This window comes from Dendronalium phyllosphericum CENA369 (genome assembly GCF_016056275.1).
Lineage (GTDB): Bacteria > Cyanobacteriota > Cyanobacteriia > Cyanobacteriales > Nostocaceae > Dendronalium > Dendronalium phyllosphericum.
The window spans coordinates 1-23,237 of the sequence record NZ_JAECZA010000241.1; the positions used below are offsets into that span (position 1 = coordinate 1).

Below are 23,237 nucleotides of genomic sequence, written 5' to 3' on the forward strand. Positions count from 1 at the left end.
CCTGCTTCCCCTGCCCCCCCTGCTTAAAACCATGAACCCGATCCACCCCGAAAATCTCAGCGTTCTAGAAAATTCTCTCTCCTTGGCGATCGGTGAAGACTTTTCTTTAGAAAATGACCCCGACGTTATTCAGCAGCTGATTGGGGATAAGCGATCGCTCAACACTAAGCGCGAATACCAAAAAGACTTGAAAGATTTCTTTCTGTTCGTTGCCAAGAAAGAACCAAGCCGGGATTTAGTGTTAGAGTTTCTTCACCTGGAACAGCGTCATGCCGTTGCTGTGGTTCTCAAGTACAAAGCGCACCTCATCAAGAAAAAACTGGCTGAAGCTACGGTAAATCGTCGGCTCAGTGCTATCAAGTCGATGGTGGCAATGGGGCGACGGCTGGGTGTGTGCAGTTTCTCTTTAGATGATGTCAAAGGTGAAAGGGTCGAAACCTACCGTGACACTACAGGAATTGGGGCGACTGACTATGCCCAAGTTATAGCGCTAGTTGACCAGAACACTTTAAAGGGTAAGCGTGATTATGCCATTCTGCGGTTACTTTGGGATAATGGCTTGCGCCGCAATGAGATAGTCAACTTAAATGTAAGTGATTTTAACCCCAAGGAGAAAACGCTTTTGATTTTGGGTAAAGGCAAGGGTAGCCAGAAGGAAGTGCTTGACTTATCGGATAAAACCGCCTCTTCTCTTGCCAGTTGGATTAAAGCTTCTAAGAAGAAACGCGGGTTAGACCCGCTTTTTACAGTGCTGGCATACCACAAAAATGGAGCTCGATTAACCGGGGAGGCAATCAGGCGACTGGTGGATGGGCTATGTAAGCAAGCCGGAATTACTAAGAAGATGTCGCCGCATCGCATCCGCCACAGTGCGATTACTACAGTATTGGATCTCAATAATGGCAACTACCGTGCTACTCAGCGATTCAGCAGACACGCCCAAGTACAAACTGTTTTGAAATATGATGATAACCGCCAGCGCTTACAAAAGCAGATGAGTGACTCAATATCAGAATTGATTTAGGAAAGACTTAAAAATTTAGATATAGGTATTAAGAATGAAAATAGATTTAGATTGGCTAAATCGCATAGGAATTATTCTTAATTTCTTCGCTGGTTTTATGCTTGCACCAGATTTAATAGGTAAAGATAAAATATTAAGGTTTGAAAACTGGTTGGAACCAAAACTAAAAATTATAGTTTCATTTTTGAAAAACTTTATTTTCTTTTCTTTTGCATCCGCTTTTGAATTACAGATTTATAAACCACTTCGGATATTTCTCATTATATTAATATCTCTTAGTTTAATATTTGTATTTTATATAGTACCTAAAGTATCGATTATAGGTGACATGGGTATATTCGGAACAATAATAAGCATTCTGCTTTTTATTGTTATTTCAATGTTGATGCTAATAATTTTTACTTTTTTTTTAATCATTATTTTATTCGGAATGAGTAGATTAGAACACCAGCTTGAAAAAGACGACACATTTTTATCTTGGCTAACATTTTGGGGAATTGTATTTTTTATTATTGGTAATTTATTGCAGTTCATAGCTAGTTTTTAACAATAACCTTTCATCAAATTTAGAAAATAACCTAAAACTTTTTAACTGCCGGAGTTAGATATTGTCAATTTGAAAATTATGGGGATTTCTCAGGATAAAATGATTGTCAACTTTGACTAAATCACCTGTGCAGCGAATTGGGAAACGTTCCTGATAACCTTTAATGGCTAAGATATAATCATGGTCAGCAAGTGAGGTTTTGATTAATCGTAATTTATCAAAAACTTCACCTAGTAAAGTAATTTCTCCACTCAGTTTATCAATTGATGGAGTGGCAATTTGCATGACTACACCAAGAAAGGTGAAGTTGGGATAATTGGTAATAAATTCGCTTACTATATCAACTTGATCCCGATTTTCTACTGTTGATAATGTTTTTAATATATCGCTGATTCTTTCGGCATAATCTCCTAAATTATGTTGGAGAGGTAGCAAAATTTCGTATTCAGGAGCGGCATCTTTTTTTAGTCGCCAAATTGCCCCTGCATCATTATAAATACGTCCTGTCTCGTGCCAGCCTGTTGCTTGCAAGTGTGCTTGGATAACATCAGGGTTAACGGTTTTGAGGATTTGGCTATCTTTAATAGTAACTTTCATGGCAATCCTCCAAAACTAATGCGTTCAATAATGGCTTGGAGTGCATCAGGTGTCAACTGATTACTACGGGGTACTTCAATAGTAACATTGGTTGTATTTTCTGTATCTGGCATCCCGCGCAAGGATACCCAGTAAGCACAATGTCTAATACAAAGTTCGTCTTCAGTTTGTTTGATCCAATCTGTTATTTTTTCAGGAACTAAAACAACTACTAAGATCCGAGGGACAAGGGCATTGATTTTTAAATCATTATAATTTTTGAGAGAGAGCGGATATTTAATATAGTTTTCCTCAATAATATCTCTGGCTGTACATTTTAGTTGTAGTTCTAGTCTAGGGGAAAGGATTTTACCTGTGCCACCTCTGCTAACTATACCTAAATCTACGCTATCGTTATCTACTTCTGGTCTATATAAAGAATAACCAGCAACGGCGGCAATGGCTCTAATATAGGTGATGCTAAATTGTTCTTTTTGTTGATTAATATCCATTAACTTAGAAATTACCTGTCAAGCTTAATGCTTTGATTTCAGTTAAGTTAATCATACGGGTCATTTTGAATTTGAAATAGTTAACTCTAAGAGTTGCATTTGCGGAAAATCGCGCTGAATAATTTCGATAACTTTTGTTTGACTTGATTGAGAGTTAACAATCAGTTGTGCAGTACCATCACCCTGAGAACCAACGCCTTTTCCTCCAAAGATATAGGGACTCAGAGGCTCGTGATTAAGAAGAAGATGCAGTTGATTTGCAGTTAATTCTCCTGGACAAGCCGGAACTACGTAGCGATCAAATTCAGCTTGGGCTTTTGTCATTAAAGCCCCAAGAAGTTGGGCATCTCCAACTTGTATGGCTTCAGCTGCCGCCTGGGTAATTTCCGCGCTAATAGAACCCAAGTATTTTTGCACATTTTGCCCTATTGGATTAGTAGCTATTGGATAACACTCATTCAATCGTCTGAGAATTTCTTGTGTGTCTTTGCTGCCACCGAGATCCACAATTACAAAAAACAAATCTTTGCTAACTGTAAGCTCCCTTATGTTAATTTGTTCCCCATCAAATATCATCAAGATTGGGCGATTTCCATAAGCACAAGCCTGATCCATCCGACCACAAAGACTAGGGGTGGTTCTTTCTCCCTGGTATGCCAACTCCATTTCTTCCCGAATTGTCATCTTCAAGTCGTACAGACGATTAAATGCTCTCGCCATGAGAACGCAAAAAGCAGCGCTTGAAGATAATCCCTTTTGGATGGGTAAGTCGGTTAGATAATTATCAACTTCAAGTCCGCCAACACCATAACGAGTCAGAAATTGATAAGCTGTACCAGCAGCATAACTAAAAAAACCGCCCTTTTGAGCTACGCACAACAAGGTATTAGATTCCATAGGTAATCTGAGCGGTTCATGATATCTGCCTTCATTAAGAGAAGGGCGAATAATTAACTCAGTTGAATTAGGTTTAACCGAGGCATAAATTCCTTGATTAGTACCAACAATTAAGGTGTAGCCCTTTTCAATTTGAGGATTAATCCGCCGATATTCTCCTGCCCAATCGCTATGTTCTCCGAACAAACAAAGACGACCTGTCACAAAAATTCTCATTTTCAGTTTCCTGTTGTTAATCGGGGTATATGCTATCCTGATTAACTTCAATCAACAAGTGACCACGAGGATGTTGTCAGTTGAGATAGCCGCAATATTAGCGAATCCTATTGGTGCAGACTATACCTAACTCCCCCTGTTCGCCTCATTAGGCATAAATGCTTACAGATAATACAGTTTTCCAATAACGTCTATCATACATCCGCAAGAGGGAGCATCAATCAAAACATTCCGTAGAGAGCAAAATACTACTTGCGGAAGTTGGCAGGTGTCAATTAGTGATGCTGAGTCTGTAATTTCCTGCTTTGATATCAAAATTGATAGCTAAAAGTGGGGTATGTGGTGCAGCAATCTTTGGGGTAACGATACTGTAAATGGCGATCGCAATTTACTACGAAAAAGTCAGGGTAAGAAAGAATTATAGAAAATGTCATCTGAAGAATATTTGGTTGTGATAGATGTTATGGAAAGTCCAATTGAAAAACCAAATTAATCAAATAATTTCAGTAATTTATTAATAACTGGAACCATGTTTGCTGCAATTTTTTAGTTAGCCATCGCCAGATAATACTTAATGGAAAAACTTGGTAAGCTATTACTATTTTGACTTACTAAAATTGAGATAAAAACAGCCCTCAATCATACCACAAAATATTTATGCAAGAGTTCTTTAGCTTGTAGATGCTGATTTATACCTGTTTTATTTTAGACAAAATCTGCCTACATATTATCTCTTGGTCTTTTTCAGAAATTAAGTATGATTCCTATATCTTCCCTCAATTACACTTATATTTGCAAAAGTGAGATGCTTCCGGGAAAAGTTTCTTGAGTAATTTTACTGTCGTCAAAACAATTATTTTTATCCATAAATGGAAACGTATAAGAAACCTTTTCGACTGCAATCCGGTTTTTTGGGGTTAAATGTCCAAAAAAACTTGGTATTGGGGACATTACTACCGAATGTTGAGAGTAAGTTTTTTATTACTAACTGGCACGCTCATTAATCTAATGTTGCAGAATTTTGTATACCCCGGAAATTACACTTGAGCGGAAATAATACCCGATAATAACCTTGATATTGAGAAGTCTGTGGAAACGCTACCAGAAAGGCAAGTTGAGCACTCACAAGCGGATGGGAGATGTAGGGGTCGGATTAGTGAAGATACTGTTGAACGTTATTGAAGGTTTATAGGACAAAACAATGCAGATTACCCAAAAAACACGTCTAACCGACTGTCTTTATGAATATTTTCTTTCTATATGCTTACGAGAATCTGATTTACAATTTAATTTACGTGAAGAAACATTTCAGTTGCCTTTAGGAAGAATGCAGATTGCACCAGAACAAGGAGCATTAATGGCTTTCTTAGTTCAATTAATAGGAGCTAAAACCTATTTAGAGATTGGCACTTTTACAGGATATAGTACACTTTGTGTAGCGCTGGCACTTCCAGAAGATGGTAGTGTTATCGCTTGTGATGTAAATGAAGAATACACAGAAATTGCTCATCGTTACTGGAAACAAGCAGGTATTTTCAATAAAATAGATCTTCGCCTTGCTCCTGCACTGGAAACACTTGATCATCTGATATTAGAAGGACGGATAAACACATTTGACTTTGCTTTCATTGATGCAGATAAAGTGAATTATAACGAATATTACGAGCGAGTATTACAACTAGTTCGTCCAGGTGGCTTAATTGCGATCGATAATGTATTTCAAAGTGGCAATGTTGCTAATCTGGAAAAGCAATCACCCCAAGTGCTAGTTATTCGTACTCTCAATGAAAAGTTACATTCCGATCAGCGAGTAACGCTTTGTGTAATTCCAATTTCTGATGGATTAACTCTTGCTCTGAAACGATAAAAACAACGTATATAACGTATACAACTTATAAATAATTTGAGTTGATTTCTGAGATATATGCTTGAAACGAACTGCTTCAGGTCTTTTAAGCAACTTATTTTTATAAAAATCTGTATAAAGAAAAGGAAATATATTATTACATGATTAAAGTTAACTTGACTGAAAAAATAAAACAAGTATTCAAAGAAGAACAAATGTATCGTAAAGCTTTCTTCTTACTTCATAACTATGTTTTTTCAGGTGTAGTTGTAGCTACTAAAAAGCATACAATTCAAGATGCAGACTCTAAAGAAGGTCTACGAATTAATCGATCTGCTTTTACAGGAAATATAGTATTACATTCGAACAGAAAGTTTATTACTAATCCTCTACATATTTCTCAAGAAATTTTAAGAATGCAGAAGTTAGAAGTTGCTAAGTACAAAACTATAGATGAGTTTATACCTGAATTTTTAATAAGACTACAAAAAGGTGAAGAGATTAAAATAAATTGGGTTTATCCAGGGAGCATATCTGTTGAAATGCAAAAAATCATAGATGTGTACAATAGCTACCGCGAAAATAATCCAGTCGGAAAAGGGAGCATCTGTTTCTCACATGACCAAATATCTTTTAATTTATTAGACTCAAAATCTGTATTAGCATCTGTTGCTAGCATACTCAAAAATATTGATATTCAAAATATAAATATACAAGGAGAGATGACTCCAGTTGCAATCAAAAGCTCAATTGATTATTTACTAGCTTGTGGTTATACAGAATCGGAAACATTTGCAATCTTACAATTAGTAAAAGATTTACTACCTGAATGCAAAGATTGTAAGCCGAGAAGCTTAACAGATTTTGTTTTGTCTGTATTGAATGAATATATATCTGAAGATGGTTTTTTAAGAAACAGCGATAAATTCGTTTCTAAAATTAACCACACAGCAGGTGGATTAGGTGTCATAGAGTGGAGTAAACAGATTCTATCTGAATTAGCTTCCGGTATATATAACTTTGACGAAGAGCAAACTTTATCAGAAACAGCGATCAAAAAAATTTCACAGAAATTTCTTAATTTCATGCGATCTAAGTTTAAATCTCCAAGACTAATGTCAGAAAATGATATAGAGGACTTTATTGTAAACAATGGAGTAGCTTTTCAAGAATATTTAGCAAATGATAACAATGTAAAAGTTGAAAAAAGTATAAATTTTATACAAGTTAAACTCTTTTCTGAAAAATTAAGCTGTTGGGAGTTTTTTCCAGTCATTATATCCGATCAAATTATTATAGATGGTATGCATGTTGGCAATATAATTCGGTTACATGATCAAAATTACTTGTCAATGAAAAAAATGTTTTATGGCACCAACATACAAGATAGACTTCATCTTATTGGTGCTGCTTATTCCACCTTAGTTTATCTTATATTGTCTATAGTTCCATGTAAAATAAATAACGCTTTTTTAGTAAATACACTGTCTGACTTTAACTCAATTCCAATTTTATACAGTGGTATTGATTTAATGGTAAAGTTTGCACCAAATGGACTTAAGGAGGTAAAAATCGTCGAAATAAATCCAAGATTTACAGGTTGTATTCAAGCTTTAGCAAGAGTTATGCAAGAATCCAAGCAAAGAAATGTAAGTTTTGATGATATCACGAAAGAAAAAAGTATAGTATCTTTAACTTTTTATTTTAATCCGACCAAGGTTTGCAGCAACTTATTAAAATCTAAAGCTGCAAGAAAATTATTTGCAAAAAAGCTTATGATTTATCTTCAAAAAAATTTGGGTGAGTTAGACTTCATGTTAATTTCTTACCAGATGGACTTGATCTCTTCAAGAATTAGCTATTGCTATCTCATAGATTCTTCTATATCTAAAAATGAGGTAGTAGAAAATTTACATAGACAGCAAGAGCTAATTTTTAATTTCATCCCCTAGTATTAATATTTGAATTATAAATTTAAAATTTATGACTTGTACAAAAGAAGATACTTTTACTAAATATAAAGAATACTCTGATTTTTTGGTAGTATCTGAACCATCTCCATCTGATCTAAAAGTTAATAAAAATGTTCGTTCTAACTGTAATGGTAGACAATTTCCAAACGCAAAATTTTTTCCAAATCATGATATCTTTCACTTTATTTTTGAAAAAGGCTGGATACATGATACTTACAAAGGTAGAAATGGTAAAATCTTAGAAAATTTTTCGAGCTATGCATATCATGGCGAGTCTATTATTGAACTTTGTACCAGATTTTTTGGAAATTTAAAAAATGAGCTAATCTATGTACATAGAGAGCAAGAAGGATTACCAAAGGGTGAATATTTAGAATTACCCATATTACAACTTGGTGTTAGGAAAAAAAATCAGCCGAAACGTGTCTTTCCTATTTTATTTGAAGTTTTGGAAGAAGGAAATTTTTACTTGACTAATGAATTTAATTCAGAAACAGTTTTTGACTATATGGGATATGTTATTATAGCATCTTTGGTTAGTGGTAATGGTGCAGAGCTTTTTTTAGAATACCTTGAAGAAAAATATAATAATAAGCAAAACTGGATGAATAGAAAATTTTTCTATAGTGCTGATTTTAAAAATATTGTTAAAGACTTTATACTAAATCCAGAGCGAGAATTACCAATTCATTTGAATGAATTAAATGCTTTCTTAGTACAAGATGACACAAGTTTGTATAAAACTATTCAATATTGCGAAAAATGCCTGAAAGTATTTTATCAGGTTTTCTTGAATCCTAAATTTGATCGTATTTACAAAACAGATACCTCGTATTTATTTCCGGTACATTCCTCTAAAGATCGAATGACTTTCATGGGTTATTTATTTTTTATTAATAGATCTGCCAATTTAGTTTATGAGAATAACTTCAAAAGTTTAACTATAAAACATGGAATTAAACCTAAATCTAGACGCTATTTACAAAATCTCCTTTGTCGTTTAAAACTTTTAGAAGAGGAGATATATTGCCTAGAAATGCTTAGAGATAAAATCAAATTTGGAAATATAAATATATCTCAAAAAGTTTTATATAATGTAGAAAATAAGCTAATTATATTGCATAAACATATTAAAAATATTCCCGATAGCTCTAAAATACTTATTTCTGAAAATACAGAAAAATATTTTGGATTTTGTTGTATAAATCCGCGTGTTTCAGATTTTATACAAGATATATTTAGATAGTTCAATAAGTGCTATGTGCCAAATAAAGTATCCTTATTTTTGTCTCAATCAATATTTTGACATATCAGTTTTTTTATCAAAACTGGGTGACACAACATTACAAAATATTATGAGTTTTATGAATAGTAGTTTAGAGATTGAAAACTTTAAGCTAAATCATAGAGATACTGGAGTGCATAAAATACAGCTAACCCGAAGAAATAACTTAACCTATTGTGGTGATGAACGTTATATAAGAGGAAAATCAAAATATTGGAGTATTTGTAATGAAAATGTAAACTATTTTTCTGAAACAATTTCGTTAATAAATAATTTTTCTCTCTTTTTAGAAACTGGTCGTATACTTATTTTATACTCGACTAAACATGAAACTCCTGAACATGTAGATCATAGCTATTCAGATTTTTTACAAGAATTTATATGGATTAGGCTAGATAACAATAAGCGTTTTTATGTTAAGGATTTTTTGGGTGTTAAACACTTTGTTGAATGCTCCTGTGTTTGGTTTGATAGCCGATCCTTGCATGGAACTGAAAATTCTATTTTTCCGTCATTAAGTATCAGGATAGATGGAATTTTTGAATCATCATTTCGTGAAGTTATTTATAAGTATATTCAGACAAAATTATAACTTAATTACTGACAAAAAATAGGTATAGTCAAGAGCAGTCTTTAGTTTGCATGTTATTAACTGCACTTTTATGACAAATTTATGAAAAGCGATTTTAAAATAGTTGTAAAGAATCCACATTCTTGCTCAGCCAAAGAAATTGAAGAATTTATATGTCTTATCTCTGCTGGAGAAGAAGTATCTCTCTTAAATCTTGAATCTAGAGTTTTGTCTGCTCAAAACTTAGTATTTCTCTATGAAGAACACAGTTTGCAAGGCATTATAGCAGTAAAATGTCCTTCTCATGGTTATCGTAACTATGTTTCAAGTATGTCGAGTATTAGTTTAGATGATTATAAAATTTTGTTCGAGCTTGGTTGGCTCTTTGTTGTACCTACTGCGCGTGGTGGTAATTATGCGACTCAACTTATACGCTCTGCAATGTTATCTATTGATGGTGAAGGAATATTTGCCACCTCGCGCCGCAGGAATATAGTCTACATGCTTTCTAAGTTTGGCTTTATGCAGGTTGGTAATATTTATCCATCCAGTTGCAATACACAAATGCTACAACTGTTTATTCATCCCCCACTCGTGAGAAGTTAACGTGAGCTCCCAATGCCCGGATTTCTCACAAAGATATAAAAAAGGGGTCAAAAACTGCAAAAATGTATATATAACATGCATTTCAGCAGTTGTAAAGCATGACCCCAGCTTCAACAGATCGTATAGCAAAACAGTTCAAATTTGAACAGCCAAAACTACCTACAGTAGTAGTTAATTTCCAGGGTGGAAGAGTAATATCTGATGCCGGATTAAGCTTAATTGCTGAAATAGACAGAAAACTACAAATCACGTCACAGCTTGCACAGTGTTTTAAAGATTACCGAAAACCAAACCGAGTTGACCATTCAATAAAAGACTTAATTACACAACGAATATATGGGTTGATCATGGGATACGAAGACTTAAATGACCATGAAAAATTACGTCATGACCCGATGTTTGCTCTAGCATTAGGGAAAAAAATAGGACTAGAACAGCAGCAAAAAATTTTAGCAGGGAAGAGTACATTAAATCGGCTAGAACATTGTCCTGAAGATGTGGAACAAGGAGGAGATAACCGTTACCATAAAATCGGGCATTCTCCAGAGCAAATTGAAAGCTTATTTGTCAAATTATTTCTAGAATCTTACTCGAAAGAGCCACAACAAATTATTTTAGACTTGGATGTAACTGATGACCTCGTACACGGCAATCAGGAGCAAGTTTTCTTCAATACTTATTATGGAGGATACTGCTATGCCCCACTATATATTTTTTGTGGAAAACATTTATTAGCAGCTAAATTAAGACCCTCAAATGTAGATCCAGCATTTGGGGCATTATCAGAAATACAGAGAGTAATTAAACAAATACGTCAAAAATGGCAGAATGTTGAAATTTTAGTACGAGGAGATAGTGCATATTCACGAGAAAATATAATGGACTGGTGTGAGTCTCAAGCAAGAGTCGATTATGTATTTGGGTTAGCACAAAACAGTCGTTTAATTCAAATGGCTATGAAGACTAAAGAGAGAGCCAGGATTGAATTTGAGCAGAAATTATCAACAGTAGTTTCATTTTTGGAAACCGTATTTAAACCAGATGAACAGCTTCCAAGGCTTGCGTCTGACTTGATTGATAACTCAATTTGGTATAAGTCGTTAGATTATCAGACTCGTGAATCTTGGAGTCAAAGTCGTCGTGTTGTTTGTAAGGTTGAATATGGAGCCAAAGCAGCAAAGATTCGTTTTGTTGTAACTTCCCTTGCTCCGAATAAAGTACCTCCTAGCCAATTATATAAACAAAAATATTGTCAACGAGGGGAGATAGAAAATCGTTTTAAAGAACAACAATTAGAACTTTTTAGTGATAGAACAAGCACCCATACATTTGCCGGAAATCAATTACGTTTATGGTTCTCTTCTCTTGCTTACGTTTTGATGAATGCTTTGCGTCAAAAATGTTTAGCTAAAACCGAATTCCAAAATGCTACTGTTGGGACTATTCGTACTAAATTATTGAAGTTAGGAGCTTTGATTACTGTAACTACACGTCGTATTTTAATTGCGATTACTAGTTCTTGCCCTTACAAACATATTTTTGCTATTGCCCATAAACGCTTAAAAATGCTCTCTAATACCGCATAGTTTAAAGTTTAGTTGTCTTTTACTTATTTCTAACTAATGATACTTTGAGCTTGGATTAATTCAAGTCTTGTTTTGGAATGCTCAATTTTATGAAGATAACATTTTGATTTTAGTACTAATAAAAAAAAAGTAGCTATTTTAGCTTTGTATCTACGGTTTTATGCTTAATTTAACTCCGCGCATAAATTTTGATTGGTGATGTATCAGAAAACTACCTCACATCAAGCCATACAAATTGATTTTTTACTGCTTGTGAGAAATCCGGGTCTTCTCCGGTCAAAATCTCCGAGGACGCAACTTCAAAGGTAGACAAGACCTTGCGGGTGCAAACTTTAGCTATGCCGACATCCGAGGGGCAAACTTCACCAATGCCAACTTGAGAGGAGCGTGCAACCCTCACCGGAGCTTACATTGAAGATTGGGGCATTACGAGAGAAACTAACAGGACTTACGCAACTGTCACAAGTAATGGCGTGGTGTAGCTACGCTCGGCACCAAACAACTACATGATAAACAAGGGAATAGCCGGACGTTTTAATTGCTCAACTAAATAATTGGATAACAATCCATGCTTAATTTGATAAATTGTTTGACCAGTTTTATAAGCTATCTCTTTGAGCCTAAGCCAGACTAAAATAGCGCAGGCAATATGATTTCTTTGAATACGACCCTTACGACATTGACATGATTCAATGCCAGTCAATTGCTTTAGTTCGCGGTGAAACTCCTCAATTTGCAATCGTTCCTTACACACTTGTTGTACCAGGGTAAGAGCATCTAAATCAGGCTTGAGATAAGGAATCAGAAGAATTTAATGTATTGTCAATGAAACAACTGAGAACCTGAATCATATAATTATTATCCATAGCGGTGCGTTTAATTTTTTGACGAAGACTGCGTTTGTAGGTCTGTTCACAGTTAAGGGCATTGAGAGCAAAACGTCGTAAAAGGGCAAAATTTTGCGGACTGTGGAGAGAACGAATGCGACAAGCATCTTCGGCAAAAGTAGAATCGAGAGTCCAATGAGCCTGGTTTTCAATGCCCCAGTGTTGTCGGATGGCACGACCGATAATTTGAGCATCACTATTTAAAGAAGTGAGATAAAACTGCATCTCACGAGTGGTTTTATTCCAAAGATGACGTACACGGACAACCATAACTAGGGATTGTAAACCTGCCCATAATTTGGGTTGATAAAGCTGGCCAATAGCAGCAATGGGTACAGGCATGGCGCATCATGTGACAGTGAACTTTGATCTCAAGCCCCGCCTACACTGCCAGCCGCCCCATCAGTTTCCATACCACATCAGTGGACATCACCTCACCACGCTCTGACACAAAAATGTATTTGCTATTTCAATGGGAGGATTTTCTGAATGCATAAGAACTTCTATGTTGTTTTCTGAAATCGCGAGCTGTTTAACATACGCTGGTTATAAAAGCTGATAACGGGTCGCTAATGAAACGATTAATTGGTTTAACTGGAGGTATCGCCACAGGCAAAACCACTGTCGCCAATTATTTGGCCAGCACTTATAGTCTGCCAGTTCTGGACGCAGATATTTATGCCAGAGATGCAGTCACTGTCGGTTCGCCAATTCTTAAGGCGATCGCCTTAAGAATTGGCGAACAAATTTTACTACCAGATGGCAGCCTCAACCGTCAAAAGCTAGGCGAAATTATCTTTCAGCAGCCAGACGAACGCAATTGGATAGAAGGCTTGATTCATCCTTATGTGGCCGATCGTTTTAAAGAAGCGATCGCTCAATCCTCTTCGCCAAGGCTGGTGTTAGTTATTCCTTTACTGTTTGAAGCCCGAATGACCAATTTAGTTACAGAAATCTGGGTTGTGTCTTGTTCAGAATCACAACAATTACAAAGATTAATACAGCGAAACAATTTAAGTCAACAACAGGCACAAGCACGGATCGACAGCCAATTATCTCTTACAAAAAAGGCATCTCTTGCAGATGTTGTGTTAGACAACTCTTCTACCCTAGAAGTATTACTGAAACAAATTCATGCTGCCGTAACAAAAATAAGTATAAATTAAAGCTAATTCTCCTTTGAAAATTCACATTAATGATACTCTAAATACATACACCTTTTGTAAGCTTTATTAATTAACATATCTTAAAGTATCAGCATTGTAGAGCCATTGCCTTAATTGGTTGTATCGGTTTCAAATAAGTGACATCATTAGATATTGTCAGCTAGATTCTCACCCTTTGTTGTCAACAAAGCTTCTAGTAAGTTTTTATAAACCTTGTCTAATGCATTCGTAATTCTACTGTAGTTTACTGAATTGAAAGCAATGTATAATATGTAATAAATTTCCCATATTAGAGTCCTAAAAAATCTTGAATTATATGTTCGATATTGGGGGTATAGGTTAGGCATAGCGAATTATATCAATGTTCAATTAATACACACTTAACCAGCATTTTTAATGATGCTGATTAAGTCTGGTAAAAATTAAAAATTAAGAGTTCCGAATTAAGTCTTAAGAAAAATTAATTTTGATTTTGGATGTTGCTTTTAAAATTGTTTTTGTATTTCAAAAAAGGTATCTACGGGTGAGGCTAGTTGTTTGCGATCGGTTAGCAGATTAAAAATTTTGCAAAAATACTTTTTGCAATCACTATACGGAGGTAAAGGCTAAAAATTCAATCTCTTTAATCCTTTTCCCTGCTGCTTATCCTCAAAGGAAAACCCACTTTTACCTTCTTCTGCAATAAATCTATTGTTTTTATTATAAGTAGGTAAAGATAATTACTCTCTAGATTTTATACCAATGTCTTCTAGATAGGTTTTTGTCAGAAATTGAGATTCGTTTATCCAAAATTTTTTGTTAGCACGATATTGGAAAAAACATTTATGTCTTTTATAAAAATAGGTCTTAACTTTAGTTCCGGTATTTTAAATTTGCTTCCCCCGGTGAAACAGCCAATCAATAAATCACACAAGAATTATAAAATACACGATTATAGCCGATTGGTAAGGGGAAAAGACTACGTGTTTGAGTTCCTGACTGAAGGAACAGAAGCACAAATGACTGGCATAGGAAAAGGACTCAAAGCTCAAGATTACATCATTTTAAAGCATGGGTCCTTAACTTGTAGATATCAAATTGTGCAAATCGATTATTACTCTGAACCGTCAGATATGTGGATGGCTTTACTAAAACGAGTAATAGTTTAGTTACAAAAGAGATCAGGGGTATACTCCGAGACTTGCAGAAATTAAACTATTCAATTTTGAGAGCAAAAACGATTGTGAGATTCTTCCTCCCCTGCTCCCCCTGCTCCCCCTGCTCACCAAAGCGATGGAATATTTTTTTAGTTGGAAGTCCCTCCTGCTCTTTCGCCCCTCTGCTCTTGTTAATTATGTTTCTCCACCAACGACTACATCTCGAATTCGCAGACTCGGCCCGCCACAACCCACAGGTAAGCCATTTTGTCCGCCCTTACCGCAACCGCCAGATTCATCCCAGTAGAAGTCATCACCAATTGCTTCAATATCTGTCAGGGTTTGGAAAACATTGCCTGAAAGTGTCACATCTCGCACTGGTTCGGCAATTTTACCGTTTCTAATCATCCACGCTTCCCCTGCGCTAAAAGTGAACATTTCTCCATTCGTCATACCACCCAACCAATTACGGGCATACACTCCTTCTTGAATACCTGTGAATAAGTCTTTAACAGGTGTTTTACCTCGTTCAATCCAGGTATTTGTCATCCGCACAATTGGAGTAAAATGATAATTGAGACAGCGAGCGTTACCTGTAGGTGCTTCCTCTAATTTGCCAGCAGTTTCACGGGAGTGCAAACGTCCTACTAAAACCCCATCTTTAATTAATTGGGTAGTAGTGGCAGGCGTACCTTCATCGTCATAAAAATAACTACCTCGATGCCCTGTTGGGGCAGCACCATCAAAAATTTGCAGTTCTTCTGGGCCAAACCGCCGTCCAATGGTCATAACTTCCAAAAGATCGGGATTTTCGTAAGCCATATCGGCTTCGGAAAGATGACCAAAAGCTTCATGGACAAACAAACCTGTGAGAATTGGGTCGATGACAACAGTGTAGGTATTACCTTTCACCGCTGGTAAAGACAAAGCAGCAATAGCCCTTTGGGCAGCACTTTTGACTTGTTCGTCCAAATTAGTTAAATCTTCGTAGGCTTTACGAGAGCCGGTAGTTTCTCTGCCGGTTTGAATGGTTTCGCCGTTTTTTGCCGTAGCAGCAAAGCGCATTTCCATATCTACCCAAGATTGCTCGATGAGAGTACCTTCTGAGGTAGCGAGGATAACTTTTTGGGTGCTGTCACCATAGCGCACGGAAGTTGTGGTGATGCGACGGTCAACGCTTTTGAGCAATTCGGTGTAGCGATCGCACAACTCTTTTTTCTTCTTAAGGGAAATTTTGCGGGGATCGGTTCCTGTTAGGGGGAGCTGGCATACTGCTTGTACCGCTTTAATGGGAGCTAAGAGAGTTTCTTCATCACCAACCATTCGTGCAGCAGCGATCGCTTCTTGTATGCGTTCTGGAATAGTCTCCAGTTCGTTAAAACTGCTTAATCCCCAGCCGCCTTTATAACAAGCGCGAATATGTCCACCAATTGAGATACCTTCGCTAAGGGTTTCTACCTTGTCACCACGCAACAAGATATCAGTCCCTTCTGCTTCTTCAAGGCGAATCATCAGATAATCCACACGGGATGAGTAGCGGGCGATGAGGTCAGAAAGTAAATTTTGTGCGTCAGCAATTTTATTCGACATTCTCGGTAGTAACCATGACGAACTAATTTTATTTTGCAATTATTTGGTCGATGTCGGCTACTCTTTTGAAGATCCGGCTTTTGCTAACCTCATCTTTGCGAGAAGATAATACTGTATGTATCAGCAACTCTAACCCACAGGATGATGGAGTCGATGTTGCAAAAACCATTCATACAACTCTGGATTATTGTATGTCTGCGTCCATGAATCGTGACCAACTTCTGGGTAAACTGTAAATTTCACGTTTCCGCCATGGGCTTTCAGTGCAGAAACCATTATTGCAGATTCTCTTAAGGGAACAATTCGATCTTGCGCCCCGTGAAATGCCCATACAGGAAGATTTTGTAAGTTAGATGCTTTCAATGGATTGTCACCACCGCAGATAGGCGCGATCGCGGCAAAGCGTTCTGGTTCGGCAGTTGCCCAACGCCATGTTCCGTATCCACCCATACTTAAGCCAGTCAAATAAATGCGATCGCGAGCGATAGGATAAGAAGCGATCGCCCGATCTAACAGGGGACTCAATTTTTCTACTAACCAAGACTTACTTAGCGGACATTGAGGGGAGATAACAATAAAAGGAAAATCTGGCTGTTCCTCTACAACTTTGGCTAGACCCTGCCTTTTCACATCCTCTAAGTTAGAGCCGCGTTCGCCTGCACCGTGCAAAAATACGATCGCCGGAAAAAGCTGCTGTTTAGTTCCGTTGCTTTGACCCGAAGTATTTTGTCGCAGGACATTGGGTAAAAACAGTAAATAATTGTAAGTATCAGTGTCAGTAACTTTTTCTTGTTTAGAGTCCATAATTATTGACAAGTTTTATAAGTTCAATATCTCCGAACGGCAATTGTATAACTCGGTCGCTGTTTGGCCTCGCGTTGACTCTTCACTAGCCGAAAATCATTATCTATGTATAAATGTTCTAGAACAGGAGTGTTTAAATAAGCTTTTTCAAATTTTTTGATAGTATTTCTGTCCATTTCATAGAATTGCAGTTCTTTTTTGAGGTCTATTTTTGCCTCTGGTTCTGGAAATTTAGATTTGACTATGGTTGTAAACCACTCGTCAGCCTTGTCACTTGTCAATACTTTTTCTCTATTTCCTAATGCTTGAAATATCCCTACATTCTGAATGTGCCAATTTTCATCTCGAACAGAATACTTTTGCATCACCATTAAGTCGAAAGCTGGCAGTTTCGATGCAAATCTGCGCCATACAGCAGACTGATGTCCTGGTGCATAACGAGCTATATTGGCATAGTAACCATCATCATGAAAGATTTGGTAAGACTGCTGTTGTAACCTACCTGGTACAATATCTTGAAAAGGTATAGTAGACCAGATTGGTATCCAAACTCCAAGAACTATGGGCAATTGATCGGCAATATTTGGTAAAGGATTGCGTTGACTTAATTCCTGAAAATATGGTACTAACTCGGTTTGATAAAAATGTACTTTGTCTCTTAAAGACTCTACATCTTTTCCTGTAACCATCTCTAAGATTTTATTTTTAATTGCTTCTGTATTCCAATCGTTTAAGTCTTTTGTTTTAGTGATATCTACTACCATCATCTACTCTCAGATTATTATTTGGTTTTACTAAATTTGCTGTCAAAATATTTAGTTTCTAGATAATGAAATTGCGGATATACAAGTAGAGACGCAATTTATTACGTCTCTACTCAAATCGTGCAAGCATAGGAAAAATACCTATGAAGTTATAGATGGTGCAGAGGTTAATTTTTAAGGTTTCTGTCCTCACTAACTATCTTGCACTAGCAGAGAAACTACTACCAAATCCTATTGCCATTTTCGTCAACTCGTGCCTGTCGAATGACATCAGAAATTTCTTCAGCATCTTTAACATGGTGAAGTGCCTTTTTTTCACCATCTGGTTCATCTACGACAAAGTAAGTAGGCACTGTGATATGGTCGCCTGTAATGTCTGGCGAATCTACAGCAACTTGTTTGGCTTTTTCTTCAACAGATTCTGAATCGTGAATGCGATCGCCTGGATTAGCTGTTAAATTTTTATCTTTAACATTTGGCTCATCTTGGGAATCCCAATCTCCACTTACTGGTTGATGAGTGTCTGGTTGATTATTTTGTTTTTCTACTTCTTTAGTCATGGCTATTTCAGAACTTAAAATTTATGCATTTACTAACAGCCAGTTTAAAAAAACTTAGATGTAATGCGTTCTTTCTCTAGAGAGAGCTTGCGCTGAAAATCATATTTTCATGCCTAAAGTTATATATTAGTCAACAGAAATTACATATAACCTCTTTCTTGAGAAATAACTAATTTGATTTAAAGACTGGGACTAGATTAAAATATTGGTCATGCTATTGGGGACTTCCAACTAAAAAAATCTGCTATCGCTTTGGCGAGCAGGGGAAGCAGCGGGAACTGGGAGGAAGAACCCCACAATCACCTCCGCTCTTATAATTGAATAATTTAATTTCTGGAAGTCCTTGCACCGCTAACTGCGGCGCTTTCATTAATAGTAGGACTTATGCATAAACTACGGAAGAATCGTAGACGCGCAAGCGGTGAGGTAGTGCGTTGGGCGGGTTCCCCGACTTGAAGCAACTACCGAACCCGAAGGGCTTCTCGCAGAGTACCACAGAGGCTCAGAGAAGCCAGTGCGTTGCAGGGGTTCCCACGGCAGTCTGTTCAAGTCGGGAAACCCGCCCACACGGCTGCCTCGCCGTTGTAGCACCTGGTGCGACACAGAATAATGAGAGTTAGAGAGGTATTTTGCGTAAGTCCTAAATAGATTTTATTGATTGTACAGCCCATAAGATGACTTGACTTCCCATAGTTCGCCGCCAGTTCTTGCTAAATATAGTAGACTTCCGTACTGAGGCGGCCCGGCTGGGCAATAGGCAGTTATTTGAATTAACGCCTGGGAAAAATCTTCAGAAAAGCCTGGACGACTGAAAGTATATAAAATAGACCACTGATAACCAGATTTGTTTGCGAGTTTGTCAAACTTTTCTAGGGAAATCATTGTAACTTGAGGATTTGCAATCGATGGAGTTAATAAGGAAGGTTGATGATTGAGTGAGAGCCAATTATCGTAAGTCTGTTTTTGCAGCCTCGGAAAACCTCTAATTCTCATTCCATGAATTAATGTTTCTGGAATCTGAAGATTTTCCCAAGTAATATCATTCAAAGAAGTTTGAGTTATCAGATAATTATTTGACATTTCAGCCAGAAACTCTCCCTCCATCTGGGAATATTTAATTACAGCAGAAAAAACTTGTGGCTCGTGTTGCGATCGCATAGTCTCCTGTATTTATTACAATCTGCATGTATAATTCATAAGCTATGCGAATAAATATGACAAGGATAACAATCTAATTTTTGATAGTGCGAGTGCGTCGTAGTATATTAATAGACCTTTTTTGGTAAATTAAGTCATGGGAGAAGGTGATTTTACTAATAGCAAAATTCTACTTAGGATAAAAACACGCCGAGATTTTTTAATTTACATGGTAGGCACTACTGTCACATCAATAGCTGCCGGATATCTATTTTCAACTGTCAGCCAGGGTCATGAGTTAGACTTAGAAACCCTTTGTTCGTTATACCCAAAAAATTCTCGCTGCCAAAATTACCTTCCAGGAAATGTGGCACTAGATCGAAACAGCAAGACGATCGATCCTAACGCACTATTAGCAAGTACAAAACCTGGAATTCCCGTTCTCGTTAAGGGATTACCAGATGGCAGCGTTGATTACTTGATAATTAAAGATGGGCCGCAGATTGCTGAGTATGCTATTAATCCGATTTGTACTCATTTAGGATGCACAGTTGAGTGGAATCTTGAAAAGAATCGCTTTATTTGTCCTTGTCATGGATCTCAATACGATTCTCAGGGCCGAGTCGTTCGTGGCCCGGCCAAACATTCTCTGCCATTAATTACTGTAGTCGTCAAGCAGAATCAAGTTCGTCTGGTCGAGCAAAAACCTGCTATAGATCCTCGTTAACTCATCAGTACTAGATTCGGAGTCGGGAGAAATGCCACCATACTTTTTGAGCAAGTGATAAACTACAAAAGATGTAAGAATTCAGGAGCCAGCATTCAGAAATCAGAATCATGGAAGAATTAGGAATTAATTTTACTCATGAATGTACTTGTAATATCAAATTTTCTCTAAATTCTGACTCCTGAGTGCTGAATTCTTACCAAAAAATTAACAAAAATTACTGCTTAATTTTAATTTGTCGAGTAATCTGACAACAGCAGTTTTCATTTTCAAACCAATGACAGCAAGTAGTCCCACAATTTTAGCCTTAGACTTTGATGGAGTGATTTGCGACGGACTAATTGAATATTTTGAGGTAGCGTGGCGTACCTACTGTCAAATTTGGTCGCCTGCTAATGACACACCACCAGATGATTTAGCTTTAAGATTCTATCGCCTGCGACCTGTAATTGAGACAGGTTGGGAAATGCCCGTTTTAATCAAAGCTTTGGTAGATGGAATTCCTGATGAGAAGATTTTGCAAGAATGGCTAACTATTGCCCCACAAATTTTGTTAAACGATAAACTACAGGCAAAAGAAATTGGTGCAAAACTAGACTATTTGCGAGACGAATGGATTAACACAGACTTAGATGGTTGGCTAAGTCTGCACAGATTTTATTCGGGAGTGGTGGAAAAAATTCAAGCGACTGTTGCCAGTGAAGTCAAGTTATACATTATTACCACTAAAGAAGGGCGGTTTGTGCAACAATTATTGCAACAACAAGGAATTAATTTACCACCAGCAGTAATCTTTGGTAAAGAAGTAAAGCGCCCCAAATACGAAATTCTGCAAGAATTAATCCAGGCGGCAGAAAACACAGTAAGTTTATGGTTTGTAGAAGACAGACTCAAGACATTGCAGTTAGTTCAACAGCAAACAAACCTTGAAAATGTGAAATTATTTCTGGCAGATTGGGGTTATAATACTCAACCAGAAAGAAAAGCTGCTCAAAACGATCCGCGGATCGAACTGTTATCACTTTCGCAGTTTGCCAAAAACTTTTCTGCTTGGCTTTAAGTAATTCATGAGTCAGTTGCCGTCTTGGATGCCACTTGCGCGGCTGTCGGCAGAGCCACCCAACACAGTGGCTTTGCTTTGCGTCGTTAGCGAGTTGAGCGTCTGGCAAACTGCCGATCTTCGCAGCGTTAGCAAGGTACGAGCGTCACCCGAAGGGTAATTAAGAAACCCAGATTGAATCTGGGTTTTTTGTTTGAATCTTTAGGGGGTGCAAGGTCTTGCGCCCCTACTTTTTGAGAATTGGTATTAAATAAAATAAGTCCTTACTCCTGACTCAGCACTCATATCTATGCTTGACCTGACAAAATTAGCACGGCAAATGCAAGGTTTAAGTCAGCATCTGACTTTAGAAGCTGCTGCCAGCCGCCAGCGTTTAGAATTAGCGCAACAACACCTGAAAAATGCTTACAAATCTCAACAAGATTTAATCGATCGCCAAGAAAAATGGCGCGATCGCATTCTCTTTGCCAATGCTACCCCCATTGAAAAGCTAGAAACCTGCATTGATATCCCCGTTCCTCCGAAAGTGCATACCGTCATCGCTACCGACGGTTCGCAAATTGCTCCCAATCACCACGAAATCGCTTACTGTTATCTCTTGAACATTGGCAGAGTCGTCTTGCACTATGGGCAAAATCGCCACCCATTACTCGATAGCTTGCCAGAAGTATTTTATCGCCCAGAAGATTTATACATGTCTCGGCAATGGGGAATCAGAACCGAAGAATGGATGAGTTTCCGTCGTACTGCTAGCGAAGCAACGGTATTAGCAGAACTTGCGTGTTCTTGTGCATCCCCCTCAGACAAAGATATCCCTACCCTAGCAATGGTGGATGGTTCGTTAATTTACTGGTTTTTAGAACAATTGCCTCTTGATGCGCGCGATCGTATTTTACCCCCCGTCCTGGAAGCTTGGCAGCAGATGCGTGATGCTCAAATTCCCTTGATGGGCTATCTCAGCGCTTCCCGCAACGTCGAAGGTATGAACTTTTTACGTCTATCAGCTTGTACCCATCCAGTACCCGACTGTCTGAGTTTTTGTCCAAATCAGCTAGAAAAAGTCCCCTGCAAAATTTTTGAACCTTTGCGAGATACTGCCCTTTGGGCAACTCAACTCAAACCAGGACAACGCGGCCCGTTGTGGCGCAGTAATGCCCGGATTCTAGAACTCTATGGCGACCAAACCATTTACTTTTGCTACGTTCATGTGGGTGCTGAAATTGCCCGGATAGAAGTTCCTGCATGGGTAGCTGAGAATACAGCGATGTTCGATCGAGCAATGGGACTAATGCTAGCACAGGTACAAAAAGGATACGGCTATCCTGTGGCGATCGCAGAAGCGCACAATCAAGCAGTAGTTAGAGGTGGAGATAAAGCGCGTTTCTTTGCCCTTCTAGAAAGACAAATGATTAAAGCAGGTTTGAGAAATGTCGGAACTTCTTATAAAGAGGCACGCAAGCGGGGAAGTATTGCATAAAAGGAACTGAGTCATTAGCAAAAAATTATGAAAGGGGCTATGACTCACAGACAAATTTTGTAACACACTTCGCCTTTATCCAGTACATCCTTCGTGAAACTCAAATAACACTGCTTGATGAGTTTTTAAATTTCATTTATTGATATTTTTGAAATAGTGAATTTTGACAAAACTGACGGCTAAAACATCTAGTTTTGGTTTTAAGTATACAGATATTTTAATATTTACTATATCTTGTAATTAAGCACTTTCACTGAGCGAAGCAGTGAAGGAGGAAGAATCTTTGAATA

At 37.4% G+C, this 23,237-nt stretch carries 22 protein-coding genes and 3 pseudogenes; 15 read left to right on the forward strand and 10 right to left on the reverse strand.

All coding sequences use genetic code 11. The features are described from left to right. The first annotated feature begins 31 nt into the window (after positions 1-31). Together I8752_RS28360 and I8752_RS28365 are read left to right on the forward strand one after the other, a co-directional pair. Positions 32-1,024 (forward strand): tyrosine-type recombinase/integrase, encoded by a 993-nt coding sequence (locus I8752_RS28360; RefSeq protein WP_214435560.1) that lies wholly within the window; start codon positions 32-34, stop codon positions 1,022-1,024. Between the two features lie 34 nt (positions 1,025-1,058). Next, positions 1,059-1,571, forward strand: coding sequence for a hypothetical protein (locus tag I8752_RS28365; RefSeq protein WP_214435561.1), 513 nt, complete (start codon positions 1,059-1,061; stop codon positions 1,569-1,571). A 54-nt stretch (positions 1,572-1,625) separates the two neighbouring features. On the opposite strand, the gene I8752_RS28370 is transcribed toward I8752_RS28365, so the two are convergent. The 3 genes from I8752_RS28370 to I8752_RS28380 are packed head-to-tail and all read right to left on the reverse strand — an operon-like array spanning position 1,626 to position 3,772. Beyond that, positions 1,626-2,168: a hypothetical protein gene (locus tag I8752_RS28370; protein ID WP_214435562.1), complete on the reverse strand. Its 543-nt coding sequence runs from the start codon at positions 2,166-2,168 to the stop codon at positions 1,626-1,628. After that, on the reverse strand, positions 2,165-2,659 hold the full coding sequence (locus I8752_RS28375; RefSeq protein WP_214435563.1) for a DUF4365 domain-containing protein: 495 nt from the start codon (positions 2,657-2,659) through the stop codon (positions 2,165-2,167). Before I8752_RS28375 ends, I8752_RS28370 begins: the two co-directional genes overlap by 4 nt. A gap of 60 nt (positions 2,660-2,719) precedes the next feature. Continuing rightward, positions 2,720-3,772 (reverse strand): mevalonate kinase family protein, encoded by a 1,053-nt coding sequence (locus tag I8752_RS28380; protein ID WP_214435564.1) that lies wholly within the window; start codon positions 3,770-3,772, stop codon positions 2,720-2,722. A 1,201-nt stretch (positions 3,773-4,973) separates the two neighbouring features. Between I8752_RS28380 and I8752_RS28390 the strand changes: the two genes are divergently transcribed. The 7 genes and pseudogenes from I8752_RS28390 to I8752_RS28420 form a co-directional block, all read left to right on the forward strand. Further along, the gene (locus I8752_RS28390) at positions 4,974-5,639 is read left to right on the forward strand and encodes an O-methyltransferase (RefSeq protein WP_214435565.1); all 666 of its coding nucleotides are present in this window, start codon (positions 4,974-4,976) and stop codon (positions 5,637-5,639) included. Between the two features lie 140 nt (positions 5,640-5,779). Then, entirely contained in the window at positions 5,780-7,570 is a 1,791-nt protein-coding gene (locus I8752_RS28395) for a hypothetical protein (protein WP_214435566.1), read from the forward strand. A gap of 31 nt (positions 7,571-7,601) precedes the next feature. Next, on the forward strand, positions 7,602-8,837 hold the full coding sequence (locus I8752_RS28400) for a hypothetical protein (protein WP_214435567.1): 1,236 nt from the start codon (positions 7,602-7,604) through the stop codon (positions 8,835-8,837). A gap of 109 nt (positions 8,838-8,946) precedes the next feature. Further along, complete coding sequence (locus I8752_RS28405) at positions 8,947-9,468, forward strand: hypothetical protein (protein ID WP_214435568.1); 522 nt, start codon at positions 8,947-8,949, stop codon at positions 9,466-9,468. An 81-nt stretch (positions 9,469-9,549) separates the two neighbouring features. Then, a complete protein-coding gene (locus I8752_RS28410) occupies positions 9,550-10,053 on the forward strand; it encodes a hypothetical protein (RefSeq protein ID WP_214435569.1) in 504 nt (167 codons plus the stop codon). Positions 10,054-10,151: 98 nt separating this feature from the next. Continuing rightward, positions 10,152-11,639, forward strand: a complete 1,488-nt coding sequence (locus I8752_RS28415) for an IS1380 family transposase (RefSeq protein WP_214435570.1) — start codon at positions 10,152-10,154, stop codon at positions 11,637-11,639. 259 nt (positions 11,640-11,898) lie between these two features. Next, positions 11,899-12,027: pseudogene (locus tag I8752_RS28420) on the forward strand (pentapeptide repeat-containing protein); the annotation flags it as partial. A gap of 114 nt (positions 12,028-12,141) precedes the next feature. Here I8752_RS28420 and I8752_RS28425 read toward each other — a convergent pair. Next, positions 12,142-12,405 (reverse strand): annotated as a pseudogene (locus I8752_RS28425) (IS701 family transposase); the annotation flags it as partial. A 16-nt stretch (positions 12,406-12,421) separates the two neighbouring features. Continuing rightward, positions 12,422-12,862, reverse strand: a pseudogene (locus I8752_RS28430) (ISAs1 family transposase); the annotation flags it as partial. 236 nt (positions 12,863-13,098) lie between these two features. Between I8752_RS28430 and coaE the strand changes: the two are divergent. Then, positions 13,099-13,692, forward strand: a complete 594-nt coding sequence (gene coaE / locus I8752_RS28435) for a dephospho-CoA kinase (protein WP_214435571.1) — start codon at positions 13,099-13,101, stop codon at positions 13,690-13,692. Between the two features lie 824 nt (positions 13,693-14,516). Next, complete coding sequence (locus I8752_RS28440) at positions 14,517-14,840, forward strand: hypothetical protein (protein ID WP_214435572.1); 324 nt, start codon at positions 14,517-14,519, stop codon at positions 14,838-14,840. Between the two features lie 183 nt (positions 14,841-15,023). Here I8752_RS28440 and I8752_RS28445 read toward each other — a convergent pair whose 3' ends face one another. From I8752_RS28445 to I8752_RS28465, 5 genes are all read right to left on the reverse strand, one after another. Beyond that, positions 15,024-16,418, reverse strand: a complete 1,395-nt coding sequence (locus I8752_RS28445; protein WP_214435573.1) for a TldD/PmbA family protein — start codon at positions 16,416-16,418, stop codon at positions 15,024-15,026. Between the two features lie 129 nt (positions 16,419-16,547). Then, entirely contained in the window at positions 16,548-17,222 is a 675-nt protein-coding gene (locus tag I8752_RS28450; RefSeq protein WP_214435574.1) for a carboxylesterase family protein, read from the reverse strand. 23 nt (positions 17,223-17,245) lie between these two features. Continuing rightward, on the reverse strand, positions 17,246-17,989 hold the full coding sequence (locus I8752_RS28455) for a hypothetical protein (protein WP_225895971.1): 744 nt from the start codon (positions 17,987-17,989) through the stop codon (positions 17,246-17,248). Positions 17,990-18,207: 218 nt separating this feature from the next. Beyond that, positions 18,208-18,546 (reverse strand): hypothetical protein, encoded by a 339-nt coding sequence (locus tag I8752_RS28460; RefSeq protein ID WP_214435575.1) that lies wholly within the window; start codon positions 18,544-18,546, stop codon positions 18,208-18,210. A 651-nt stretch (positions 18,547-19,197) separates the two neighbouring features. Beyond that, a complete protein-coding gene (locus I8752_RS28465; RefSeq protein ID WP_214435576.1) occupies positions 19,198-19,704 on the reverse strand; it encodes a hypothetical protein in 507 nt (168 codons plus the stop codon). Between the two features lie 136 nt (positions 19,705-19,840). Here I8752_RS28465 and I8752_RS38210 point away from each other — a divergent pair, with 136 nt between their 5' ends. The 4 genes from I8752_RS38210 (at position 19,841) to I8752_RS28485 (ending at position 22,947) form a co-directional block, all read left to right on the forward strand. Beyond that, entirely contained in the window at positions 19,841-20,410 is a 570-nt protein-coding gene (locus tag I8752_RS38210) for a Rieske 2Fe-2S domain-containing protein (RefSeq protein ID WP_214435577.1), read from the forward strand. Positions 20,411-20,687: 277 nt separating this feature from the next. Beyond that, positions 20,688-21,470 (forward strand): HAD family hydrolase, encoded by a 783-nt coding sequence (locus I8752_RS28475; protein ID WP_214435578.1) that lies wholly within the window; start codon positions 20,688-20,690, stop codon positions 21,468-21,470. A gap of 7 nt (positions 21,471-21,477) precedes the next feature. Then, positions 21,478-21,630: a hypothetical protein gene (locus tag I8752_RS28480; RefSeq protein ID WP_214435579.1), complete on the forward strand. Its 153-nt coding sequence runs from the start codon at positions 21,478-21,480 to the stop codon at positions 21,628-21,630. A gap of 129 nt (positions 21,631-21,759) precedes the next feature. Then, positions 21,760-22,947 (forward strand): DNA double-strand break repair nuclease NurA, encoded by a 1,188-nt coding sequence (locus tag I8752_RS28485; RefSeq protein ID WP_214435580.1) that lies wholly within the window; start codon positions 21,760-21,762, stop codon positions 22,945-22,947. Positions 22,948-23,237: the final 290 nt, after the last annotated feature.